Annotated in this window: 18 protein-coding genes; 14 read left to right on the top strand and 4 right to left on the bottom strand. The window is 43.3% G+C overall.

Translation table 11 applies throughout. From position 1 onward, the window contains the following. The first annotated feature begins 30 nt into the window (after positions 1-30). The 6 genes from AC1DP6_RS18095 (at position 31) to AC1DP6_RS18070 (ending at position 7,345) form a co-directional block, all read left to right on the top strand. Positions 31-2,217: a GumC family protein gene (locus tag AC1DP6_RS18095; RefSeq protein WP_477056090.1), complete on the top strand. Its 2,187-nt coding sequence runs from the start codon at positions 31-33 to the stop codon at positions 2,215-2,217. A gap of 10 nt (positions 2,218-2,227) precedes the next feature. After that, positions 2,228-3,307, top strand: a complete 1,080-nt coding sequence (locus AC1DP6_RS18090; RefSeq protein WP_477056089.1) for an acyltransferase family protein — start codon at positions 2,228-2,230, stop codon at positions 3,305-3,307. Positions 3,308-3,427: 120 nt separating this feature from the next. Beyond that, positions 3,428-4,858, top strand: a complete 1,431-nt coding sequence (locus tag AC1DP6_RS18085) for an O-antigen ligase family protein (protein ID WP_477056088.1) — start codon at positions 3,428-3,430, stop codon at positions 4,856-4,858. Then, positions 4,855-5,571, top strand: coding sequence for a TolC family protein (locus tag AC1DP6_RS18080; RefSeq protein ID WP_441577019.1), 717 nt, complete (start codon positions 4,855-4,857; stop codon positions 5,569-5,571). The genes AC1DP6_RS18085 and AC1DP6_RS18080 overlap by 4 nt, the downstream gene beginning before the upstream one ends. A 55-nt stretch (positions 5,572-5,626) precedes the next feature. Beyond that, on the top strand, positions 5,627-6,397 hold the full coding sequence (locus AC1DP6_RS18075; RefSeq protein WP_477056087.1) for a carboxylesterase family protein: 771 nt from the start codon (positions 5,627-5,629) through the stop codon (positions 6,395-6,397). Between the two features lie 6 nt (positions 6,398-6,403). Beyond that, positions 6,404-7,345, top strand: coding sequence for an alpha/beta fold hydrolase (locus AC1DP6_RS18070; protein WP_477056086.1), 942 nt, complete (start codon positions 6,404-6,406; stop codon positions 7,343-7,345). Between the two features lie 99 nt (positions 7,346-7,444). Here the strand turns inward: AC1DP6_RS18070 and AC1DP6_RS18065 are convergent, their stop codons facing one another. The 4 genes from AC1DP6_RS18065 to AC1DP6_RS18050 all read right to left on the bottom strand — a co-directional run bounded on the left by AC1DP6_RS18065 (position 7,445) and on the right by AC1DP6_RS18050 (position 12,933). Beyond that, complete coding sequence (locus AC1DP6_RS18065; RefSeq protein ID WP_477056085.1) at positions 7,445-8,857, bottom strand: right-handed parallel beta-helix repeat-containing protein; 1,413 nt, start codon at positions 8,855-8,857, stop codon at positions 7,445-7,447. A gap of 562 nt (positions 8,858-9,419) precedes the next feature. After that, a complete protein-coding gene (gene metK / locus AC1DP6_RS18060; RefSeq protein ID WP_441577015.1) occupies positions 9,420-10,676 on the bottom strand; it encodes a methionine adenosyltransferase in 1,257 nt (418 codons plus the stop codon). A gap of 22 nt (positions 10,677-10,698) precedes the next feature. Beyond that, a complete protein-coding gene (locus tag AC1DP6_RS18055) occupies positions 10,699-12,060 on the bottom strand; it encodes a DUF4270 family protein (RefSeq protein WP_477056084.1) in 1,362 nt (453 codons plus the stop codon). A gap of 54 nt (positions 12,061-12,114) precedes the next feature. Then, the gene (locus AC1DP6_RS18050) at positions 12,115-12,933 is read right to left on the bottom strand and encodes a glycogen/starch synthase (RefSeq protein WP_133811107.1); all 819 of its coding nucleotides are present in this window, start codon (positions 12,931-12,933) and stop codon (positions 12,115-12,117) included. A 110-nt stretch (positions 12,934-13,043) separates the two neighbouring features. Here AC1DP6_RS18050 and panC point away from each other — a divergent pair, with 110 nt between their 5' ends. The 8 genes from panC (at position 13,044) to AC1DP6_RS18010 (ending at position 22,284) form a co-directional block, all read left to right on the top strand. Further along, positions 13,044-13,907 carry a pantoate--beta-alanine ligase gene (gene panC / locus AC1DP6_RS18045; RefSeq protein ID WP_477056083.1) on the top strand — a complete coding sequence of 288 codons (864 nt, stop codon included), beginning with the start codon at positions 13,044-13,046 and terminating at the stop codon, positions 13,905-13,907. A gap of 121 nt (positions 13,908-14,028) precedes the next feature. Continuing rightward, complete coding sequence (gene panD, locus AC1DP6_RS18040; protein ID WP_133811105.1) at positions 14,029-14,373, top strand: aspartate 1-decarboxylase; 345 nt, start codon at positions 14,029-14,031, stop codon at positions 14,371-14,373. 44 nt (positions 14,374-14,417) lie between these two features. Then, the gene (locus AC1DP6_RS18035) at positions 14,418-15,446 is read left to right on the top strand and encodes a lysylphosphatidylglycerol synthase transmembrane domain-containing protein (protein ID WP_477056082.1); all 1,029 of its coding nucleotides are present in this window, start codon (positions 14,418-14,420) and stop codon (positions 15,444-15,446) included. Positions 15,447-15,664: 218 nt separating this feature from the next. Then, positions 15,665-17,812, top strand: coding sequence for a polyphosphate kinase 1 (ppk1, locus tag AC1DP6_RS18030; RefSeq protein ID WP_477056081.1), 2,148 nt, complete (start codon positions 15,665-15,667; stop codon positions 17,810-17,812). Between the two features lie 44 nt (positions 17,813-17,856). Further along, complete coding sequence (locus AC1DP6_RS18025) at positions 17,857-18,744, top strand: Ppx/GppA phosphatase family protein (RefSeq protein ID WP_477056080.1); 888 nt, start codon at positions 17,857-17,859, stop codon at positions 18,742-18,744. Between the two features lie 181 nt (positions 18,745-18,925). Then, the gene (panB, locus tag AC1DP6_RS18020) at positions 18,926-19,741 is read left to right on the top strand and encodes a 3-methyl-2-oxobutanoate hydroxymethyltransferase (protein ID WP_441577009.1); all 816 of its coding nucleotides are present in this window, start codon (positions 18,926-18,928) and stop codon (positions 19,739-19,741) included. 492 nt (positions 19,742-20,233) lie between these two features. After that, on the top strand, positions 20,234-21,304 hold the full coding sequence (locus tag AC1DP6_RS18015; RefSeq protein WP_477056079.1) for a saccharopine dehydrogenase family protein: 1,071 nt from the start codon (positions 20,234-20,236) through the stop codon (positions 21,302-21,304). A gap of 89 nt (positions 21,305-21,393) precedes the next feature. Further along, a complete protein-coding gene (locus AC1DP6_RS18010) occupies positions 21,394-22,284 on the top strand; it encodes a 2-oxoadipate dioxygenase/decarboxylase family protein (RefSeq protein ID WP_477056078.1) in 891 nt (296 codons plus the stop codon). Positions 22,285-22,290 lie beyond the last annotated feature (6 nt).

The following is a 22,290-nucleotide window of genomic DNA, read 5'->3' as shown; positions in this document are numbered from 1 at the left end:
ATTAAAACGTAGTTAAAGGAAAATTTCTATATGGATATCGTGTATTTTATAAAGGCGTTACTAAAAAAGAAGTGGTGGATACTGTTCAGCACCATTGCTGCAATAGCCGGAGCATTGGCCTTTACGATCGGTAAACCTAAACTGTATGCTTCTACAGCGCAGATGGCTACCGGGTTTACCACCAATGAACAGATCAAGCTGCGCGACGAGAATTTAAACCTGTTTGAAGCAGACGTAAAGTTCGACAACGTTATTGAGACCATGAACTCTCCTCTGGTGATAGGCCTCCTTGCCTGCGACCTGATGATACATGATCTTTCTACCAATAAACCATTCAGGCATCTTACTGAAAAAGAGCTGAATAAGCCGGAATATAAAAGCGCCAACAAGGAAGATATTCTCCGCATTTGCCGGCTGAAGAGCGATTCCCTGCAAATACTTTCCTCTTCCATTCCTGAAGAACGGAAAGTGCTGGAATTTATGAAGCTGTACAAGTACGACTTTGAATCCATCCGTAAAATGTTGTTTGCAGGCCGTTTGTCGAGAACGGATTACATTAACATCAACTGTTACTCAGAAAACCCTGAACTGTCGGCCTATACCGTAAATATGCTTTATAAAGAATTTTTACGCTTCTACCGCAGTTCCCGCTCTGAACGCTCTGTAGAAAACGTGGAAACTTTTGAGGCGCTCGTAAATCAGAAGAAACAGGAACTGGATCAGAAAATAGAGGCGCTACGGGGCTATAAAACAGCACAGGGTGTATTGAATGTGGAAACAGCCAGCGGCAATGAATGGGATCTGATTAAACAGTTCGAAAAATCTGTGTCAGATGAAAGAGCTAACTATAACAATCTACAGGCTTCACTTGACAATGTAAATACACAGCTGTCTCAGATGAATAGCGGGAAACCGGCTTATACCAATTCAAACGGTGACATCATCGCTTTAAGAAAACAAATCAATGATCTGAATGATGAGTATACCCGGACAGGTTCAAATGATAACGTCCTGGCAGATAAAATAAAAGCGCAGCGCAGCAAGCTGCAGAAAGCCATGATCGATGCCTCCACTCCTAATGGTAAAGTAAGTACAAAAGAAGAACTTATTCAACGTAAAGGTGCTTTGGAAGCAGAGGTGAGCGCATCAAAACTCAATATCAGCACCCTTGATGGGAAAATCCGTAATCTCCGTGCCTCTGTTGGGTCATACGCCAACAAAGAAGCTACAGTGGGATCATTGCAGCAGGAAGTGGTACTGGCGCAGGATGAATATAATAAACTGAAAGAGAAACTGGGTTCTGCACTGGATAACCGTAATGTGCCACAGGATAATTTCCGGCAGACCTTGAAAGGTCAGCCTGCCTTCAGTCCCGAATCATCAAAACGCCTGGTGATTATGGGTATGTCCGGCATTGCGGTATTCATGCTTTGCTGTATGGGAATATTGTTTAAAGAGTTTATGGATAATTCGGTTAAATCACCTTCCATCTTCAACCGTACCTCTAACCTCAAACTAATTGGTACTATCAATCACACTAATCTGYAGAAATATAACCTGCTGGAAATATTGCAAAAAAAGTCTGACGAAGCCCAATGGCTTAAAAGACAGAACGTTTTCCGGGAATTACTACGTAAGCTGAGATTTGAACTGGAAAACAGCGGCAAGAGGATTTTCCTTTTCACCAGTACCGAACCGCAACAGGGTAAAACTACCCTCCTGCAGGCAGTGGCGCACAGCCTGAGTCTGAGCAATAAAAAAGTATTGGTAATTGACACCAATTTCTGCAACAACGATGTAAGCGTGCAGATGGACGCCAAACCAACGCTGGAACACTTCTCTGTAGCTCCTGAAGAGTTCAGTATGGAAAAAGTACGAGAAATAGTAACATCATACGCTACCCCTGGTATAGAAGTTATTGGATGCAAAGGCGGAGACTATACGCCTTCGGAAATATTGCCTCCCAATCACCTGCTCAATTACCTGGAGGAGCTGAAAGAATATTACGATTATATTTTGATGGAAGGAGCTCCCCTGAATGATTTCACGGATAGCCGCGAGCTGTCTGCCTATGCAGAAGGTGTAATCGCTATTTTCTCTTCCCGTTTAAAAATGAAGCAAATTGATCGCGAATCTTCTGAATTCCTGGAATCATTGGGAGACAAATTCCTGGGAGCTGTTTTAAATGATGTTAGAGAAGACTTTATTGAGTTATGATCTTGATACTATGAATTTGCAGAAAAAAATTGACGTCTTTAGTTTGCGCCCCGAAAAAAATGAATCACGTTATGCGTGGATAGATTATGCGAAAGGCATAGCTATTATACTGGTGGTATACAGGCATATCGCTTATGGTCTGATTGCGCGTGGGGTTTCATTGCCGCATAATGTGCTGGCAATAAACGATATGTTATATAGCTTCCGTATGCCTCTTTTCTTTCTGCTCTCCGGCGTATTTTTCAGCAAGAGCATTGCAAAAAGAGGTGTTAAAAACTTTACTTTATTAAAGATTAATACTTTACTATATCCCTACTTGTTGTGGGCAGTAATACAAATCAGTTTGCAGATCGTATTTTCCAGGTTTGCCAATTCAGAACGTTCAGGTAAAGACTTCCTGAATATTTTCCTGCAGCCGAGAACGCTGGATCAACTTTGGTATCTATTTGCACTATTCAATGTAACGATGCTTTACACGGTCGTTTCAGGGATCACTGGTAATAAAAAAATATGGCAGTTGCTGACAGGATTGGTATTACTCGGCATTGCGCCTTATGTTCGGGAATTCAGCACGCTGTACGATATAGCGCTTCATTATATATTCTTTGCGATCGGAGATACAGCTGCGGATTATTTTTTACAGGAGCAAACACAAAAACAATTCGCTAAACTGAAAAACCTGTTGCTGCTGGCGCCCGTTTTTGGCTTGCTGCAATGGTATTATCTCCATCACCAGGATATGAACCTGTATCTTTTTATGATTATCGCGTTAAATGGTTGCCTGTTTGTGATACTCCTGGCTTCCTGGCTCGCCAGTATCCGGAAGATGGAATTTTTAAACGTAATAGGTCATTACTCACTATACGTTTACCTGTTGCATGTAAGCATTTTCGCATTATTGCGTGCAGTATTGTTGTACATGGGGGTAGATAACGGTATCGCGTTGTTGCTGATACTTATTCCATCCTCTATTTTCCTTTCAATTATAGTGTACAGAACATGTCTGTTACTGAAATGGACCTTCTTGTTTACGGGAAGATTCGGTGAATACCATGTATCTAAAAAAAGTGCCCATATAAATTTAATATGAGGAAACAACCAAAAAAGAAACCAATAGACCAACATCTTCATCAGATGCTGATTGTCACCTTTATAGCGCTAACAATTATTGCTATGGCTATTAAAATAGTATTCTTATAAATCAATGCCAGTGGAATTTGCGAAGAAAAATATTTATAGCCTGTTTATTATTATCTGTTGGGTAATATTGGTACCGGCCATCGCGTATATCAGTGCCCAGGACGTAAAATATACAGTACTGCTGCTGGGATTGGCGATTGGTATTGCTGTGGCGGGGATCTCCATTCTGAACTACCGCGCAGGTTACTACATAGCACTTACGGTGACACTCACCGTGCGGCTGCTGGAAAGAATGTCTGGTGCAGAAATGAGTGTAGGTGTGCTGATAGATGCCATGGTATTAATTACTTTATTGGGAAGTCTTCTAAAATCAGGAGATAAAAGTATAAAAAAGGTTGACTTTCTCCGCGATCCGGTATTGATTACCTTTTACATATACGCAGGGTTTATTTTACTCCAGTTTTTCAATCCCGCTTATGTGCACGACAGACATGGCTGGACAACTTTTTCCAGGGTGTATCTGCGTAACATGATCTTCATGTACCTGGTGATGAAGATGATCCGGAATATGGATGATCTTAAAATTTTCTTCAAGTTCTGGATTATCATACTAACATTGGCAGCACTATATGCCTGTATTCAACAATGGTTTGGCTTAATGCCTTTTGAAAAAGCATTCATAGCCAGGTACCCTGAAAAATTTAAAACTGTAATAATCCTCACCGGTATCCGCATCTTTTCATTTGTATCTGATCCTGCGGTTTTTGGTGTAATAATGGCTTGTGGATGCATTATAAATATTGTATTACTGACCAGTTCAAATAAAATGATACCGCTGTTTCAGAAGGTATTGCTATTCATATCCCTGGTATTGCAATTCATGGCACTAGGGTATTCAGGTACCCGCACTGCCTATGTCATGGTACCTATGGGTCTGGTTATTATGCTATTTGTGAATCTGCGCAACAAGAATGCTGTCATAGGCGCATTGATATTTGTTTTTGCCTTCCTCGTAGTGATGTTTGGGCCCTTCCATAGCAACACTACTGTTATCAGAATAAGGACTGCTTTCTCGGGATCAGAAGATGCTTCCCTGAATGTACGTGATGTCAACAGGCATCGCATTCAGCCCTACATCTACACACACCCGATAGGTGGAGGCTTCTTGAGTTGTGAGCCAGGTTCTGGTAGTGAACTGGATGGATTCCCACCAGATAGCGGCTACCTCCGTACGGTACTGGAACAGGGATATATAGGGCTTATACTGGTTTGCATTAACATTTTTCTGGTCATGCAGTATACGGTAGCTAATTATTTCAGAAGCAATACTGAAACGGAAAAGCAATTAACACTGGTGATTATATGCGTAATGTTTGCACTCGTGGTGAGCATATATGCACAGGAATCTTCAGGACTGATAGAATCAGCATTACTTTATTACGGGCTTAACGGAATTTCTATAAAATTAAAGTATTTATCATCTCCAAATATCACAACATGAAACGTGTATTATTCTTTTTATTGGCAGCTATTACGGGTACTGTGGCACAGGCACAGAAAGCAGATACCAGTATTATTTTGCGGTTGCCGGCCGATTTACCTACAGTAAGCAGGTTGAAAGAAAAACTGGTGGAACTTGCCATGAACAATCCTCAAATCAAAGCACTGGATATTAAAAAAGAAATCACAAAATACGATGAGAACAGAGCAAAAGCGGGTTGGTTGAATATGCTTACAGCAGCTGGTAACCTGAATGAATTTACCATCAAGGGAAGCGGCACTTCCAATAATAACACCTTATACCCCAGGTATAACTTTGGTATCATGGTACCACTTGGAAATTTAATTAGCATTCCTAATGAAGTAAAAGCAGCAAAAGCAAACGGAAGAGTATTTGATCAACAGAAAGAAGGCGAAAAGCTTGCATTAAAAGCAGCAGTATTGCGTGCCTACGAAGATTATTCTGCCAATAAACAACTGTATGAACTGCAGTTACCACTCCTGGAAGATTCCTACAATCATTACAAACAGGTAGAACAGAAGTTTTCCGGCGGTGATCAGGGTACAGCTGTAGAAGGATTAAATGACGCTTATCGCATCTATAATGCAGAAATGGTACGTAAAGTAAATCTTGAGAGAGAAGTAAGGCAATCCAAAATTGCATTAGAAGCAATTATCGGTACTTCGCTTGAAGAAGTACTGTTACACTTATAATAAAAGCAGTTTGCAACCAGGTGCTCTTCAGGGGGTACCTGACAAATAAGATTGAATGATGAAGATACTCCTTTTTATAGGTATGATGCTGCAAACAGCAGTCCTGGCGGGACAGGACCTGAAACCTTTTAAGCAGATCGAAGTTCAGATTACACCATGGCATCATATTCCGGCACTGTTAAAACTACCAGACAACGTTAAAAGCGGGAAGAGATATCCGCTGTTGATTTGCTTGCATGGCAGAAGTATCGCCGGTACTGATATTACTAAAATATTCCGGCAGGGTGTTGCCAGGCAAATGCACGAGGGCAAAAATATTGATGCGGTAAATAAAGTGGATGGAAAAAAATACGAGTTTATTGTCATGGCGCCACTTGCCACCAGCTGGTCACTCGGTCCCGATCATCTTGATGCGGCGATTTCTGATGTTTTGAAACGTTATCCAATTGACTCCTCCCGTATATATATCACAGGATATAGTGCCGGTGGATGGTCGGTTGGCATGGCTGTCACAGATAAAAAAATGGCGAAAAGAGTAGCTGCAGCCGTCAATATGTCTCCTGCCACCATTGATGCGGAAAATATGAAAAGCTTCCGCATTACGGCAGAAAACAATATCCATGTATGGTACTTTGGTGGTACTGAAGAACCGGTTTTCCTCGGAAACTGCAAACTGTTTGCTGATAGTACAAATAAATACAAACCAGGGCTTACAAAGCTTACCACCGGCGATCATAAGCATTGCTGCTGGGAACAGTATTACGACCCTTCCTACCGCGAAAACGGAATGAATATTTATGAATGGTTACTCCAGTATAAAAGATAATCAGTTATGACCCGGCTAAAAAGATGGTGGTTACCTGCTGTTATCTGTGTACTGCTTATATCCTGTCTTGGTTTCCTGTTCATTAAAAGCGGCCAGGAAACCGCCCAGCTGGATGATGCTACGCGCAAACAGGCTCCCGGCAACTTCATTCAGCTGGACCAGGGCTTAGTGCATTATAAATTATATGGCCCTGATAGCGCAAAGCTATTGGTATTGATTCATGGTGGTGGTAGCAGTGGCATGGAGGTATGGCAATACAATATTCCCTACCTCCTGTCAAAAGGCTACAGGATATTGGCTTATGACCTTTATGGCAGGGGGTATTCAGACAGACCCTATACTGTTTATGATCTTGGTCTTTACAGAAGACAACTGGTGCAGTTACTCGATACCCTTCATCTGCAGCAATCCTTTGATATACTGGCCATGTCCATGGGGGCACCAATAGGACTGGACTATGCTGCCGGGCATCCCGACCGCGTCAATCGTATAATATTGCTGGGACCTGCCGCCAGTGGTGATCTGCAGGCGAGCAAACTGCTTCGCATACCTGTCATTTCTGATGTGCTGATGACTGCTTACTGGTATCCCCGTTCTGTAGAAAATCAACGTAAAGAGTTCGTGAACCAGCCACTCTTTAATACCTATTCGCAACGGCTGAAGTACTTCATGAATTTCAGTGGATATAAGCGGCTTACACACTCTTCCTGGATGAATATGCTCAATCAGAATCAATTGTATCTGTTAAAACAAATAGCCCCTGGAAAGATATTGTTGCTCTATGGCAAACAGGACCCCTTCTTCCCCATAGAAAAATTAAGTTCTTATAAGACGTTATACCCAACTTTAGAAGTACATGAAGTAGACAGCGCCGGGCATATGCCCCACTACGAGCAACCACAGATAGTAAATGAGCTGATGTGGGAGTATCTGAAGGCAACTCAGTGATGTCCGGAAAATGCAAAAGCCGTCCTTATAACCAGGACGGCTTTGCGTTTATAAGATATGCCCTGTATCAGGAACATTCACCTGTAGATCAATAAGACCTTACTTTTTCCTGAATCCTGAAGTCAGCACTTTGGAAGTGCCCAATGGCTGGTAGTAATTGTTAGGATCAACACCTGCTGCATCCACTGTAGGGAATTTAGTGTTGATGTCTGCAGCTGTACCTTCTTTGTAGGTACCTCCGTTTTCAGTATAAATGTAAGCATTTGGCACAATAGAGCCGCCGTTTACACGCGGTTGTATAAAGGCGTTGCCATTCACGATCTGAGCGGCCGTCATGCCCTGATAACCGTTAATACGAAGAGATACTCCTCCCACTCTTGCGATGGTATTGTTAGTGATCTGAATAACTGCGTTATCGGTTCCTCTTAAGCTTACCCCATCGCCCTGGTTATCTCTCAGGAGATTATTATGAATAATATGGGTAGCACCATTTTCACCGGAACCATAAAACTGAATCAGTTCACCCCAACCATCATGTACATAGTTGTCGTGTACATTGGTATTGGTTGTACGCCCTCCTATCAGGATACCACCGTTATGGCCGGAATTGTGCTGACCACCCCAGTTGGTAACTGTATTGCTATATATTTCCAGTTTGTCAATAGCAGCGGTTTGAATACCATCTGCTCCACCGTTGGCCACTTCATTATTATAAATCTTAACATTGCGCCATTTAATGGGTTGTACATACTGTTGTCCGGGTGTAAATCCAGCCGGAGCACCATAATAAGGCGCATTGGCAGTTAAGTTCCAATAAAGAGCGGTATGACCGATATAAAAGGCTTCATTGTTGGTACCACTGATGGAAACATCATGTATTGACAGGTTCTCCATATACGAATTCGGATAGTACGTAGTCGCATCTCCTTTTAATGGATCTGTTTTAGCCCAGATGCCGGTACCACCATTTTGTATGGTGATATTGCTGATCTCAAAATTATCAGTATGCTGACTTAAAGACAAGTCAAAGTAAGCTTCTTTACCAGCTTGTGTGCTTCCGCTTATGATGAAATCGGATTTAGATTTCTCACCTCCGGCTTTTACATAATGACAGTTTACGAAACTAAGCGCAGTTGCCCAGGATCCGCCACTCCAGGCAGGATTACCTACTTTAACAACAGTGCCGGCGGCATTTTTTACAATAATCGGAGCTGCTGCAGACCCCTTAAGATTGTTGATAACAACAGCAGTAAATATGCCCTTCAGCGCCAGTATATCTCCGGCTTTGTAGATACTTCCATCTAAAAGCAGTCGCCCGTCTTTGTCTGGTACAATAACTATTTCTTTTGTATTAACCGGAGGCTTGGCGGTGGTTGCTGTATCGGGCTTTGATAGTCCCGGTTTTACTGCATCTATTTGTGCTTTATTACAGCTCTCAGTCGTAAAAATAAAAGCCATTGCAAGTGATACGATTGTGTACATAGACAGTCGTGAGGTGGTGTTGCGCTTCATGGTTTTTCAGATAATTATATGGTTTCAATAAAAAGTTCACAACTACCCAATGGTAATTGCAATTGATTTTCTCTGATATGGATTCGGTAATTCAAAAGAATAATGGCGCCTGATTAATTATCTCCGGAAACAATTAAAAGGTTAGATTATAATTTCTGGCTGCGAATATCCAGAATTTTGGATATAAAAGCAGCATCATAACGATCCCCCTTGTTGAAATATTATCGAGTAAAATGTCCGGGAGAATTTTATAACCATTTACAGAAATAAAACCAGTGTCCTAACCATCATCTAAAAAGAATAAACGAACCCATCACCCACTTACAGGGCGTGAAACGTAGGCCAATCAATCGTATTATCATTAAATATAAGGTATATTTAATGATAATATGTAACTTTTTTTGAACTTTTTTTAAAAAATCTGAAAAACTTTTCCACATTTTAAAAAAATGGTGGTGTTGCATTAAAAACAGGTGAAGTCAAAAGATGTTCACCACATAAAATGCAACAGCCGTTTCAAAATTGAAACGGCTGTTGTTATAATGTTGACATCTGGTTTTGATTATAAACCGAATGCAGCTTTTACTTTATCAACGTAATCCAGTTTTTCCCAGGTAAACAATTCCACTTCCACACTCTTCTCGTGTTTCTTGCCTTTGTTGAATACCTTGGTAACTACTTTAGGTTCACGGCCCATATGACCATAAGCTGCAGTTTCACTGTAGATAGGATTGCGCAGTTTCAGTCTTTGCTCAATAGCGTAAGGACGCAGGTCAAAGATTTCTTCAATTTTCTTTGCAATTTCTCCATCATTCAGTTTCACTTTGGCAGAACCGCTGGTGTTTACATAAATACCACATGGTTTAGCTACGCCGATCGCATAAGATACCTGTACCAGTATTTCATCACAAACACCTGCAGCTACCAGGTTTTTAGCAATATGACGGGTAGCATAAGCTGCGGAACGATCTACTTTGGAAGGATCTTTACCTGAGAAAGCACCACCACCATGAGCACCCTTACCACCATAGGTATCTACGATGATTTTACGGCCGGTTAAGCCAGTATCACCATGAGGACCACCGATTACAAATTTACCGGTTGGGTTGATGTGGTGATTGATATCAAAACCTTCGAACAGTTTCTGCAGTTCTGGTTTCAGTTGTTTTTTAACACGCGGGATCAGGATATTGATCATATCTTCCTTGATCTTGGCCAGCATTTTTTCATCTTCATCAAAATCATCATGCTGGGTAGAAATCACGATAGTGTCAATTCTTACCGGTTTATTATCATCTGAATATTCAATAGTTACCTGGGATTTAGCATCCGGACGCAGGTATTTGATTTCATTATTTTCACGACGGAGTACTGCCAGTTCCAGCAACAGTTTGTGCGCCAGGTCTAATGCCAGTGGCATATAGTTGTCTGTTTCACGGGTGGCATAACCGAACATCATACCCTGATCGCCGGCACCTTGTTCTTCCGGGGATTTGCGGTCAACGCCCTGATTGATATCAGGTGATTGTTCGTGAATAGCAGAGAGGATACCGCATGAATTGGCTTCAAACATATATTCACTCTTGGTATAACCTATTTTGCGAATCACTTCTCTTGCGATATCCTGCACATCCAGGTAGGCTTCAGACTTCACCTCTCCTGCCAATACAACCTGGCCGGTAGTTACAAGCGTTTCGCATGCTACTTTAGATTTCGCGTCATAAGCCAGAAAGTTATCGATCAAAGCGTCAGAGATCTGATCGGCTACTTTATCAGGGTGTCCTTCTGAAACGGATTCAGATGTAAATAAATAAGGCATAAAAAACTGGGGATTAGTAGTTTTATGGTTTAGTGTAAATAATTCTGAGCTTGATATTGTACTGAGATAAATTACTACCACCAGCTTTCACACGGTTAACATCCATGTAAAGTGGAGAATAGCCTTCCAGTTTGAAGCCGTTATTAGTATCGAGTTTCTTGATAAACCTTTGTACCGTGTTGGCAAGGTTAAAGGTATACTGCACAATCTGTATGCCTCCAAAATTGGTTATCACCTGACGACTGCCGCCAAAATAGGCTGCGCCGCCACTCGTATAATAATCGATAGGGATTTTGGTGGAGTCCCCGTTTCCATACTGCCGTAAAGATAAGCTTCCTGGTTCAATAAAAATATTATTCATATCACTTACGCCAGAAGTTATTTGTGTAATGACCAGTTCCGCTTTGTTGATAAGAACAGCCGGGAAGTTTTCCAGACCTGGTATAGTCAGCTTGGTATATAAACCAGGGCTGGCATTCAGGAACAGGATGCTATCTCCTTTTGGATTGCCGGTATTAATGAACCGGCCGGCCTGTGAACCATTGTAATTGCGGGTAAAGTAGTTGGCATGTGCGCTGGCATACTGATTAAATGCCATGGTAGCACGCAGTGAATCTTTTTCTGAATTCTTATAAAATACTGTCAGCTTAGTATTGCTGTTATTCAGGTTCAGATAAATCATATTCCTGTTGGTACCCAGGTTGGTATCCGGTACCAGGGCAAACCCTTTCAGGTAAGCACGGAAAGCTGAATCTGTCGCAAATGCACCATCCGATTTCTGCTTCAGCAGGTCCTGGCCAAAAGCAGTGCTCAGTTTAATACGCAACTGGGCTGTTTCCTTGGTACCATATACACTGACAGAGTCACGGAGTGACAGTGGTGTAACGGTTACCTGGCCCAGTAATTCACCGGGATTGTATGCCAGTGCCCTGTTATAAGCGTAGTTGGAATCGATCGTAAATTTGGTTTCCGCCATACGATACACCCTGAAAGTTTGAGGTGCTGCAGAGTCGCCGGTATAGCCATTATAGCTGAGTGACAACACTACTGAATCCAGGGTTTGTCCGGCACCTTCAAAAGTGAAGGCACTCGAAGGCAAAGACACCTGCGTATATACGAAAGCGTGAGTTTTACCAAAAACAGGATCTGTTGTAATGGAACCCAGTATTTTGGCATAGGCAGTATTGCCGTTTAAAATAGTAGAATCATACCGGAGTATGTTGTTGGCAATAACACCATTGAGGACGGTGTCCTGTGCATTCACGAAATCGCCTGGAGGAATAAGGCCACCACCCAAAAGAGTGGATTTGTTACAACCGGTTGCTCCGTACAGTAGAGTAATATAGGTAGCTAAGAAGCTAAGGTTCCTGAAATTGATCTTCACGCGTTATGTTGTTAGTGAGTATTGTTTTAACTGCCCGAGCATGTTTTAAGATAACTATTTTCCCAGCAACTGGTTGTACAATTGCAGGTAATCACCGAGATCTTCGTTCTCTTTTTTGTAAGGTAAAATGATCTTACCTTTTTCTGCTTTCACTTCATCCACCACTTTCTTTTCCAGCTTATCACCGGCAAGTACAACAGCATCCGCGTATTTAGCTGCGCCTCTGTTCAATGCAGTATTGGTACCTTCCTTAAACAGCTCCATATCTTTTTCTTTGATCTGGTTGCTGATCGTGGCCTTCTTAACAAAGGTAGTGCCTAACTTTTCCTTGAACGTATTGGGCGTCAACGAATATATGATTTTTGAGTTAGCAAAAACCGGCTCCTTCTTGTAGGCAGTTTTCAGATACATGGGTATCAGAGAAGTCATCCAGCCACTGCAATGAATGATGTCAGGAGGCCATCCGAATTTCTTCACCGTTTCCAGGGCTCCTTTACAAAAGAAGACAGCTCTGGCTGCGTTGTCGTCAAAAAACTCTTCGTTTTCATCGGCAAACACAGTCTTACGCTTAAAATAATCTTCATTATCCAGGAAGTAAACCTGCAACCGGGCATTCGGGAGCGAAGCCACCTTGATAATCAACGGGTAGTCATCCCCGTCAATCACAATGTTGATCCCCGACAACCTTACGACCTCGTGCAAACGGTGTCTTCTCTCATTAATAATTCCAAATCTAGGCATGATCACTCTCACTTCCAGGCCAGCCTCATTGGACTTAATTGCCATTTTATTGACCATTGCCGCGTAATCACTCAATTCCAGGTACGGCGACATCTCTTGGGCAATAAAAAGAATTCTTTTCTTTGTGGACATTTAACGCTGATTATTAATGCAGTAATTTTTAATTTGGCTTGCAAAATTACGGATTTTTTACGGAATATTGGCCAATCTGTCAGTTTTAACATCCTTTTAAGCAATGATTTATGTATCTATTTAAGCGCAGCACGGACCTGAAGAAGCACCTGGACCTGGTAAGAAAAAGCAACAAAAGCATTGGCTTTGTGCCCACTATGGGAGCTCTCCACGACGGGCACCTGTCACTTATTCAGGCCGCCAGGGAAAATAATGATGTGGTCGTTTGCAGCATTTTTGTCAATCCAACTCAGTTTAATGATCCAAAAGATTTTGAAAAATATCCTATCACCATTGAGGAGGATATTAAAAAATTAAATAACGTATCAACAGATATTCTTTTTTTACCATCCGTAGAAGAAATGTACCCGGAAGGGTTGGAAAGTAATCTGCATTACGACTTTGGCAACCTGGAAACGATCCTCGAAGGCAAATTTCGTCCCGGACATTTCCAGGGCGTGGGCCGCATTGTTCACAAGTTACTTGATATTGTGCAACCTGACCAGCTTTTTATGGGACAAAAAGATCTGCAGCAGTGTCTGATCATCCGCCGGCTGCTCGTAGTCACTCATTCTCCCGTGAAACTGGTGGTTTGTCCTACCGAAAGAGAAAAAGACGGTCTGGCCATGAGCAGCCGCAATGCACGCCTCTCTCCCGCCGCCAGAAAAAAAGCCACCGCCATCTATCAGGCCCTCCTTCACATTAAAAATAATTTCGGAAAAGGCCTTCACTTCATGGAAGGTGCACATGAAGCATTTGATGACCTGAAAAAACAGGGTTTTGAGCCTGAATACGTGGATATCCTTCAGCTGGACGACGACATGCTCCACCCGCTCGACCAGCCACCGGGAAACGCTACAGTAATCGCAGCCGTTGCCGCCTGGCTGGATGGTGTAAGACTCATCGACAACATGGTACTGCAGGGAAGCCTCTAGCCTGCCGGACAAGGCATCCAGCAAACACTGCATTACTGCTGCATGCCTTGTTCGATCTTCCATATTTTTTTCCTAGCTTTGCGAACGCTCTTTTTTTACAGCGTTAAGCCAGTTATAAATTATGCAAATCGAAATTTTAAAGTGTAAGATTCACCGCGCGGTAGTTACGGAAGCCAACCTGCAATACGTTGGAAGCATTACGATTGACGAAGATCTGATGGATGCCGCTGGTTTAATTGAGTACGAAAAAGTACAGGTACTGAACGTAAATAACGGAGAAAGACTGGAAACCTATGTTATCAAAGGTAAACGTGGTTCCGGTGTAATCTGCATGAATGGCCCCGCTGCCCGACTCGTTGCCCCGGGTGACATAGTAATCATTATTTCCTATGCCACGATGGATTTTGAAGAAGCTAAAAAATATACACCTATTGCCATTTTCCCTAAAGAAGGGAATAAACTGTAAACCCGTATACTGTTTTTATTAACGCCCTAAAATAACTTTGGATCATGCCCAAAACGCTTAAGAACGTCATTAAGTTTATTTGCTTTTTTGGCATAGGGGTGCTTCTGATATGGCTGTTCACCAGGAATATCAAAGCAGATGAGTGGGGCAAAATCAATCTGGCGTTACGCAAAGCCAACTACTGGCTCCTGATTCCCACCATGAGCATTGGTGTCGCCAGTCACTGGTTTCGCGCTGTGCGCTGGAAACTGCTGATGAAACCACTGGGACATCAGCCAACCACCCTCAATACTTTTTTCGCCGTGATGGTGGGCTACCTGGTGAATCTGGCCGTGCCCCGTCTGGGTGAAGTAACCCGTTGCGGCATCATTGCACAGTACGAAAAAGTACCCGCCGATAAACTGGTAGGTACCATGATTGCGGAAAGAGCCGTGGACCTGGTATGTCTTGTTCTCCTGATGGTGCTCACTATTGTTACACAACTGGACCTTCTGGGCTCCCTGGTGAATGAAACGATCTTTCAACCGGTATCGGATAAAATAGCACATGCCAACGGCATACAACTGCTCATCGCCGTCGTTATCCTGGCATTGTTCGTTGTACTCCTCGGCTGGTTGCTGCGCCGCTTTGCCAGATCCAAAATAGCCATCACCGTTAAAAGCCTGATAAGAGGCATCACTGAAGGATTTCTCTCCATCGGTAAAATGGAAAAAAAGAAAAAGATCTGGTTTATCATTCACTCTATACTCATCTGGTCCTGCTACCTGTCACAGGTATATATCGGCTTTTTCTGCCTGCAGGAAACCTCCCATCTGGGTATGAGTGCGGCCCTCGCTGTGCTGATGATTGGTAGTGTAGGCATGATCGTTATGCCAGGTGGTATCGGCGCCTATCAACCGCTGGTGCAGAAAACACTGGAAATCTACAGCATCCCTTCGGCTATAGGCYTCGCCTTTGGCTGGATCATCTGGGTGGCACAAACCATCCTGGTAATAATTCTGGGCTTTGTCAGCCTCATAGCATTACCCATCTACAACAAGAAAAAAAACGTATTGGCACCAGTGCAGGATTAAACTGATTTTAACATTATAAACAGATAAAAAGAGAGGCGGATGCCAAAGTGTTTATACACTCTGGTCTCCGCTTCTCTTTTTAAGTTAATGAGGATCAATACAAAATCTACCCGTTTCTCCCCGCTTTTCTTTAACTTTAATTTAATACTCTAATTAAAGCGAAAGCTGTATCATCGTAGTTTAGATGAAGTGAATTTTTTGAATGTAAATATGTTTGTATGCGTTTGCCGAATGGTGAGAACCTTGATATTATGACAATGCCCGATGTAATAGTACAAAAGAAAACAACCAGGAAAAAGCCACTGGCAGAAAAGAAAAAAATGATTGCCAGGGATATCAGCTGGCTCTCTTTCAACGCCAGAGTACTGCAGGAAGCTGCAGACAAGACTGTCCCGCTCCATGAACGTATCCGCTTCTTAGGTATCTTCTCCAATAATCTCGATGAGTTTTTCAGGGTGAGAGTAGCCACGCTCAAAAGAATGATGTCTTTCGGCAAAGCCTCCAAAATGCACCTGGAAGAAAATCCGGATAAAATACTGGACGAAATACAAAGCCGTGTAATTGAACAACAACGCGAATTTGACCTCGTATGGAAAGACATTGCCACTGAAATGGAGGCGCAGCATATCTTTCTCCGTACTGAAAAACAACTCAATAAAGAACAACAGAAATTTGTACTGAATTTCTTCAACGAACAGGTACGCACCAACATCATCCCATTGATGATTGAGAGCATACAGCACTTCCCCATTCTACGCGACAAATCTATTTACCTGGCCATTGTACTGGCCCGGCAGGATAATTCCGTACGACAAAAATTTGCACTGATAGAAATTCCCACTACGGTACTTCCCCGCTTCATCATTCTTCCGTCCAAACCCGGCGAGCATGATATCATTCTGCTGGAAGACCTGGTACGCTTCTGTTTACCGAATATATTCGTCTATTTTGGTTATGATAAATTTTCTGCCCACATCATCAAAGTAACCCGTGACGCGGAACTGGATATAGATAACGACATCTCCGACAGCCTCATTCACCAGATTGAAAAAGGACTGAAAGACCGGCGCAAAGGGAAGCCTGTGCGGTTTGTATATGATAAGGATATTGACCCACTGCTGTTGGAATACCTGATGCGCAGACAAGGACTATCCGGAAAAGATAACCTGATCCCCGGAGCACGTATCCATAATTTCAAGGACTTTATGGATTTCCCGGAATCCATCTTCCCTCCACATTTACACCGCAAAACCTTTACACATCCGCTTTTTCTCAATGCACCCAGCGTGATGCATGTGATACAACAGCAGGATGTAATGCTGCATTTCCCTTATCACTCTTTTGATACCATCATCGATCTGTTAAGAGAAGCAGCGATTGATCCGAATGTGTCTTCCATCAAAATAACAGCGTACAGGCTTGCCCGTAATTCCAAGATAGTGAATGCATTGGTAAACGCCGTACGCAATGGCAAGCAGGTAACGGTAGTGCTGGAACTCCGCGCCCGCTTTGATGAAGCCGCTAACCTCGACTGGAAATCAAGACTGGAAGAAGAAGGAGTTAAAGTTTTGCTTGGCATTCCGAATATGAAAATACATGCCAAGCTTTGTGTGATCAAAAAACGGATAGGCACCAAAACCATTCAGTGTGGCTTTGTGAGCACCGGTAATCTCAATGAAAGAACCGCCCGCGTATATGGTGATCATTGCCTGCTCACCACCAACCGTGCCATCATTGCCGACATGAACCGCATCTTTGCTTACCTGGAAAACCCGCGGCATGATATTAAAATACTGGAAGGCTGCAAAACGCTGCCGGTGAGTCCGCTCAATATGCGTGATACTTTCCTGCGACTGATAGACCGGGAAATAAAGAATGCCAAGCATAAAAAGAAAGCAGGTATCATCGTTAAAATGAACTCCCTTTCTGATGCTACCCTCATTTCCAAACTATATGAAGCGGCTAAGGCAGGTGTAGATGTGAAGATGGTGATCAGGGGCATCTGCTGCGCTTATACAGAAAATAAAAAGTGGAAGAAAAATATCACGGCCGTCAGCATTGTGGATGAATACCTGGAACACGCACGTGTATTCATTTTCCATCATGGAGGCCAGGAAAAAGTATACATTGCTTCCTGCGACTGGATGGTACGTAACCTCGACCACCGCATAGAAGCAGCTGCACACATAACGGATCCGGCTATACGCCAGGAGCTGATTGACATCATGAAAATTCAATTGAGCGGCAACGTAAAAGCCCGTATACTCGATAATGAACAGCTCAATGAATACCGGAAAGATGGTGATAAAAAAATACGTACACAATTAGAGATCTACAAATACCTGCACGAAAAACAGTACCTGTAACTTTAAAATGTTTTACTTTTGCCCCTTGATATAACGACTGACAGATGAAATTAGCTGCGATTGATATAGGTTCCAATGCTGCCAGGCTGCTCATTTCAGAAGCATCGCCAAACAGTACGGGCGTAATGGACTTTACCAAACTGAATCTGGTGAGAGTACCGCTGCGACTGGGATTTGATGTATTTAACAACAATGTTATTTCTGAGAAAAAAGCCAATCACCTCATCGATACCATCAAGGCATATAAGCTGTTGCTGGATGTGTATGAAGTGAAGTATCTCAAAGCCTGCGCCACCTCCGCGATGCGTGATGCCAGCAATGCTACGGTTATTCTCCAGGAAGTTAAGGCGCAGACAGGCATCGATATCAAGATCATTTCGGGGCAGGAAGAAGCGTCTTTCATTTATGAAAACCATGTGGCAGAAAACATGGATAAAACCAAGTCTTACCTCTATATAGACGTAGGCGGCGGCAGTACAGAACTTACCCTGTTTGGTGGTGGCAAACAGATCTTTAAGGAGTCTTTCAACATAGGCACCATCCGGTTGTTGCAGCAACAGGTAACAGAAGCCCAATGGCAGGTGATGAAAGACTTCCTGAAGCAACAATTAAAGAACATAGGTCCCGTGATCGCAATTGGTTCCGGTGGCAACATCAATAAAATATTCTCTCTCTCCAAACGCAAGGAAGGCAAGCCTCTATCGCTGGATACACTGAAAGACTATCACAAGGAGTTCAGCAGTTTCACCGTAGAAGAGCGGATCCACCTCTATAGCCTGCGGGAAGACCGCGCTGACGTGATCGTACCTGCATTGCAGATCTATGTGAATGTGATGCGCTGGGCCGATACCCCGGAAATTTATGTACCAAAGATCGGATTGGCCGATGGCCTTATTCATGCGCTCTACGAAGAAATTGCTGTTAGCAGCTGAGGGTAGCTTTTAGCAGTTAGCTTTTAGGTATTAACCTGCAAACAATAATCATATACATGAAAAGTAGCCGTCTGCACCTGAATACTAATAGCTAAAAGCTAAAAAAAACATTTCCATTTATCTTTTTATATTGCCACCTTTGCAGTTATTGCTAACAGCAAAATGCTAAAAGCTACTGCTTATGTCTGTGAATAAAGAAATAAAGCGTATCACCACGCATACACTGCAGAAGATGAAAGTGGACGGAGAAAGAATATCTATGCTGACGGCATATGACTACTCCATGGCCCGCATTTTTGACGATGCAGGGATCGATATACTGCTGGTCGGTGATTCTGCTTCCAATGTAATGGCTGGTCATGAAACCACGCTCCCTATTACACTAGATCAGATGATCTATCACGCCGCTTCTGTAGTAAGGGCGATTAAACGTTGTTTCATAGTCGTGGATCTTCCATTTGGTTCTTACCAGGGAAACTCCAAAGAAGCACTCAGTTCTGCCATCCGCATCATGAAAGAAACCGGTGCGCATGGAATCAAAATTGAGGGCGGCGAAGAAATCATCGAATCCGTAAAACGGATTATCTCTGCCGGAGTGCCGGTAATGGGCCATCTTGGATTAACACCACAATCGATCTACAAATTTGGCACCTACGCCGTACGCGCTACGGAAGAGGCAGAAGCCAATAAGCTCATCAACGATGCGAAATTACTGCAGGAAGCAGGTTGCTTTTCCATTGTGCTGGAAAAAATTCCCGCTGCCCTGGCCAAAACTGTGACGGAAACCGTAAGTATTCCTATGATTGGTATCGGAGCCGGTAAATATGTAGACGGACAGGTGCTGGTGATGCACGATATGCTGGGCATCAACAAAGATTTCAAACCGCGCTTCCTCCGCCGTTACCTGGACCTTTACGGGCAGATTTATGGCGCTACCCAGGCTTACATCAATGATGTAAAAACAAAGGATTTCCCGAACGATAATGAACAATATTAATTGAGCATTACCAATGATGAAGCATTACGAATTACGAATTTATGGGCAGATGATCTTCGCGTTTACCATCTCCGCACAAATCCGTAATTCGTAATTCATAATTTGTAATTCATAATTTTTCCCTATATTCGCCTCGCACTTTTCGCAAGTTGAATGAACTACCTGTTAAACATACAGCTTTCTCTACTCTCCTATCTACGGAGCACTTGCTCCCATGTGCCATAGGTAGCACAAGGGGTATTTTTCCCTGCACATCTTTTCTTTAATGCCGCTAAAGCGGTTCCTGGTGCTGTGTTTCAGCAAGACTAACATTTATTATTGTTATTGGCTGTTGTCATTCCTTTTTTCGTATTGGATCCTTTTTTCCAATCTAAAAAGTGCATGATCACTATATAACGCTAATGGATATACGTAGCATCCCGGACCCGTATATATATTCACTCATAACGGAGCAAACCACGCTCCGCTCATCACTATAATTCCAAACAGATTATGAAACGTGTAATGATTATCGGCGCCGGCAAGATCGGCGAAACCGCAGCCTTTCTTTTACAACAGTCCGGCGACTATGCAGTAACGCTGGCAGACAGCAACCAGGCTTTACTGGACAAATGCACCGATACCGGTATCCGCAAAACCATCCTGGATGTAAACGATGCCAACGCATTACAGCAGGGCCTTCAGGACCAGGACATTGTACTGAGCGCCTGCCCCTTTTTCCTGAATGTAAAAATTGCTACCGCCGCCGCCCAGGCCAATACCCACTATTTTGATTTAACGGAAGATGTGGCCACTACCAATGCTATCAGGGAAATAGCCACCAAAGCCAATGTTAGCTTTATGCCACAATGCGGTCTGGCACCGGGTTTTATCAGCATTGCCGCTTATGATATTGCCAAACAGTTTGATTCGCTGGATGCGGTTCGCCTGCGCGTAGGAGCACTTCCACAGTTCCCTACCAATAGCCTCATGTATAACCTTACCTGGAGCACCGATGGGCTGATCAATGAATATTGTAACCCCTGCGATGCCATCTATGAAGGCGCCCGTAAAGAGGTAATGCCCATGGAAGGCTACGAGCGTTTTGCACTGGATGGAGTGGAATATGAAGCCTTTAATACCTCCGGCGGACTGGGCGCCCTGGCCGAAATACTGGACAAAAAAGTATACAACCTGGATTACAAAACGGTGCGCTACCCTGGCCACTGCCACCTGATGAAGATACTCCTGAGCGAACTAAAGCTTAATAAAAAAAGGGATATTTTGAAGGAGATTATGGAAGATAGCATACCTTTCACTGCGCAGGATGTAGTACTGGTTTTTGTATCTGTTTCAGGAATGGTGAACGGACGTTCCGTACAACGCTCCTATTCACGTAAGATCTACAACCAGGCAGTTGCAGGCAAGGATTTCACCGCCATACAACTGACCACAGCTGGTGCTGCCTGTGCAGTCATAGATCTGCACGCAAAAGGCCTCCTGCCGGCTAATGGCTTTGTTCGTCAGGAAGACGTGGCATTCAACGATTTAATCAACAACCGCTTTGCGGTATATTATAATTAGCAGTTAAAGGATTGTCATTAGTAAATTTTGGTGAAGAGTAGCCTCTTTATTAAAAACACTAACGGCTAATTACTAAAAAGCTTCATCTCATGTTAAAAGATGTATTAAAAGGGCTGATGGAACGTTATCAGCAACGCGTACCGGATGTGGCAGCGGTGATAACAGCCATGGTCAAAGAAGGGATGATTCAGCAGGCGGATGATATCGAGAATGATCATATCGCTTTCAGAACAATGGGGGTGCCTCAGCTGGGCGTACAATCCCTGGAGAAAATATTTCTTCATTATGGCTATACGAAAATGGATAAATACCATTTCGCTGCCAAGAAGCTGGATGCCTGGTGGTATGCCCCTCCGGAGCCTCAGTACCCACGTATATTTATCAGCGAATTAAGGGTGAATGACCTGAGCGAAGCCGCACAGGAGATTATTCACCGTTACACCAGTGAAGTAAAAACGGATCCGGTAAATACGCTGAACCTGGATGATGCCAACGCAGTAGATACCTTTTTACACAGCTCTCTCTGGCGCACGCCTACCCTGGCCGATTACCAGCTGCTGGCCGCGGAAAGCGAATACGCTGCCTGGGTGATTTATAACCGGTATTACCTCAATCACTTTACCGTCAGTGTACACAATCTCCCTCAGGGATATAATACAGTAGCTGAATTCAACGCCTTCCTGGAAAAGCATGGCTTCCGCCTGAATGATGCCGGCGGAAAAATCAAAACAAGTCCGGACGGTAACCTGTTGCAAAGCGCTACAGTGGCGGGCATGATCACCGCCGAATTTGCAAACGGTGAAAAGCAGGCCATCGCAGGTTCTTATGTAGAGTTTGCAGAAAGAAAAGTTCTCCCCCAATTTGCACATTTACCTGCCAGCGAAATAGGCAGGGAACAAAGACGGGAAGGTTTCGAAGCCGGCAATGCCGATAAGATCTTCGAAAGCACTTACGCCACCCAAACAAAAAAAAGTTCCTAATTTAGT

Source organism: Chitinophaga sp. 01L420 (assembly GCF_056399985.1).
Note: the sequence above shows the minus strand (reverse complement) of the source record. Positions and strands in the feature narration are given on the sequence as shown.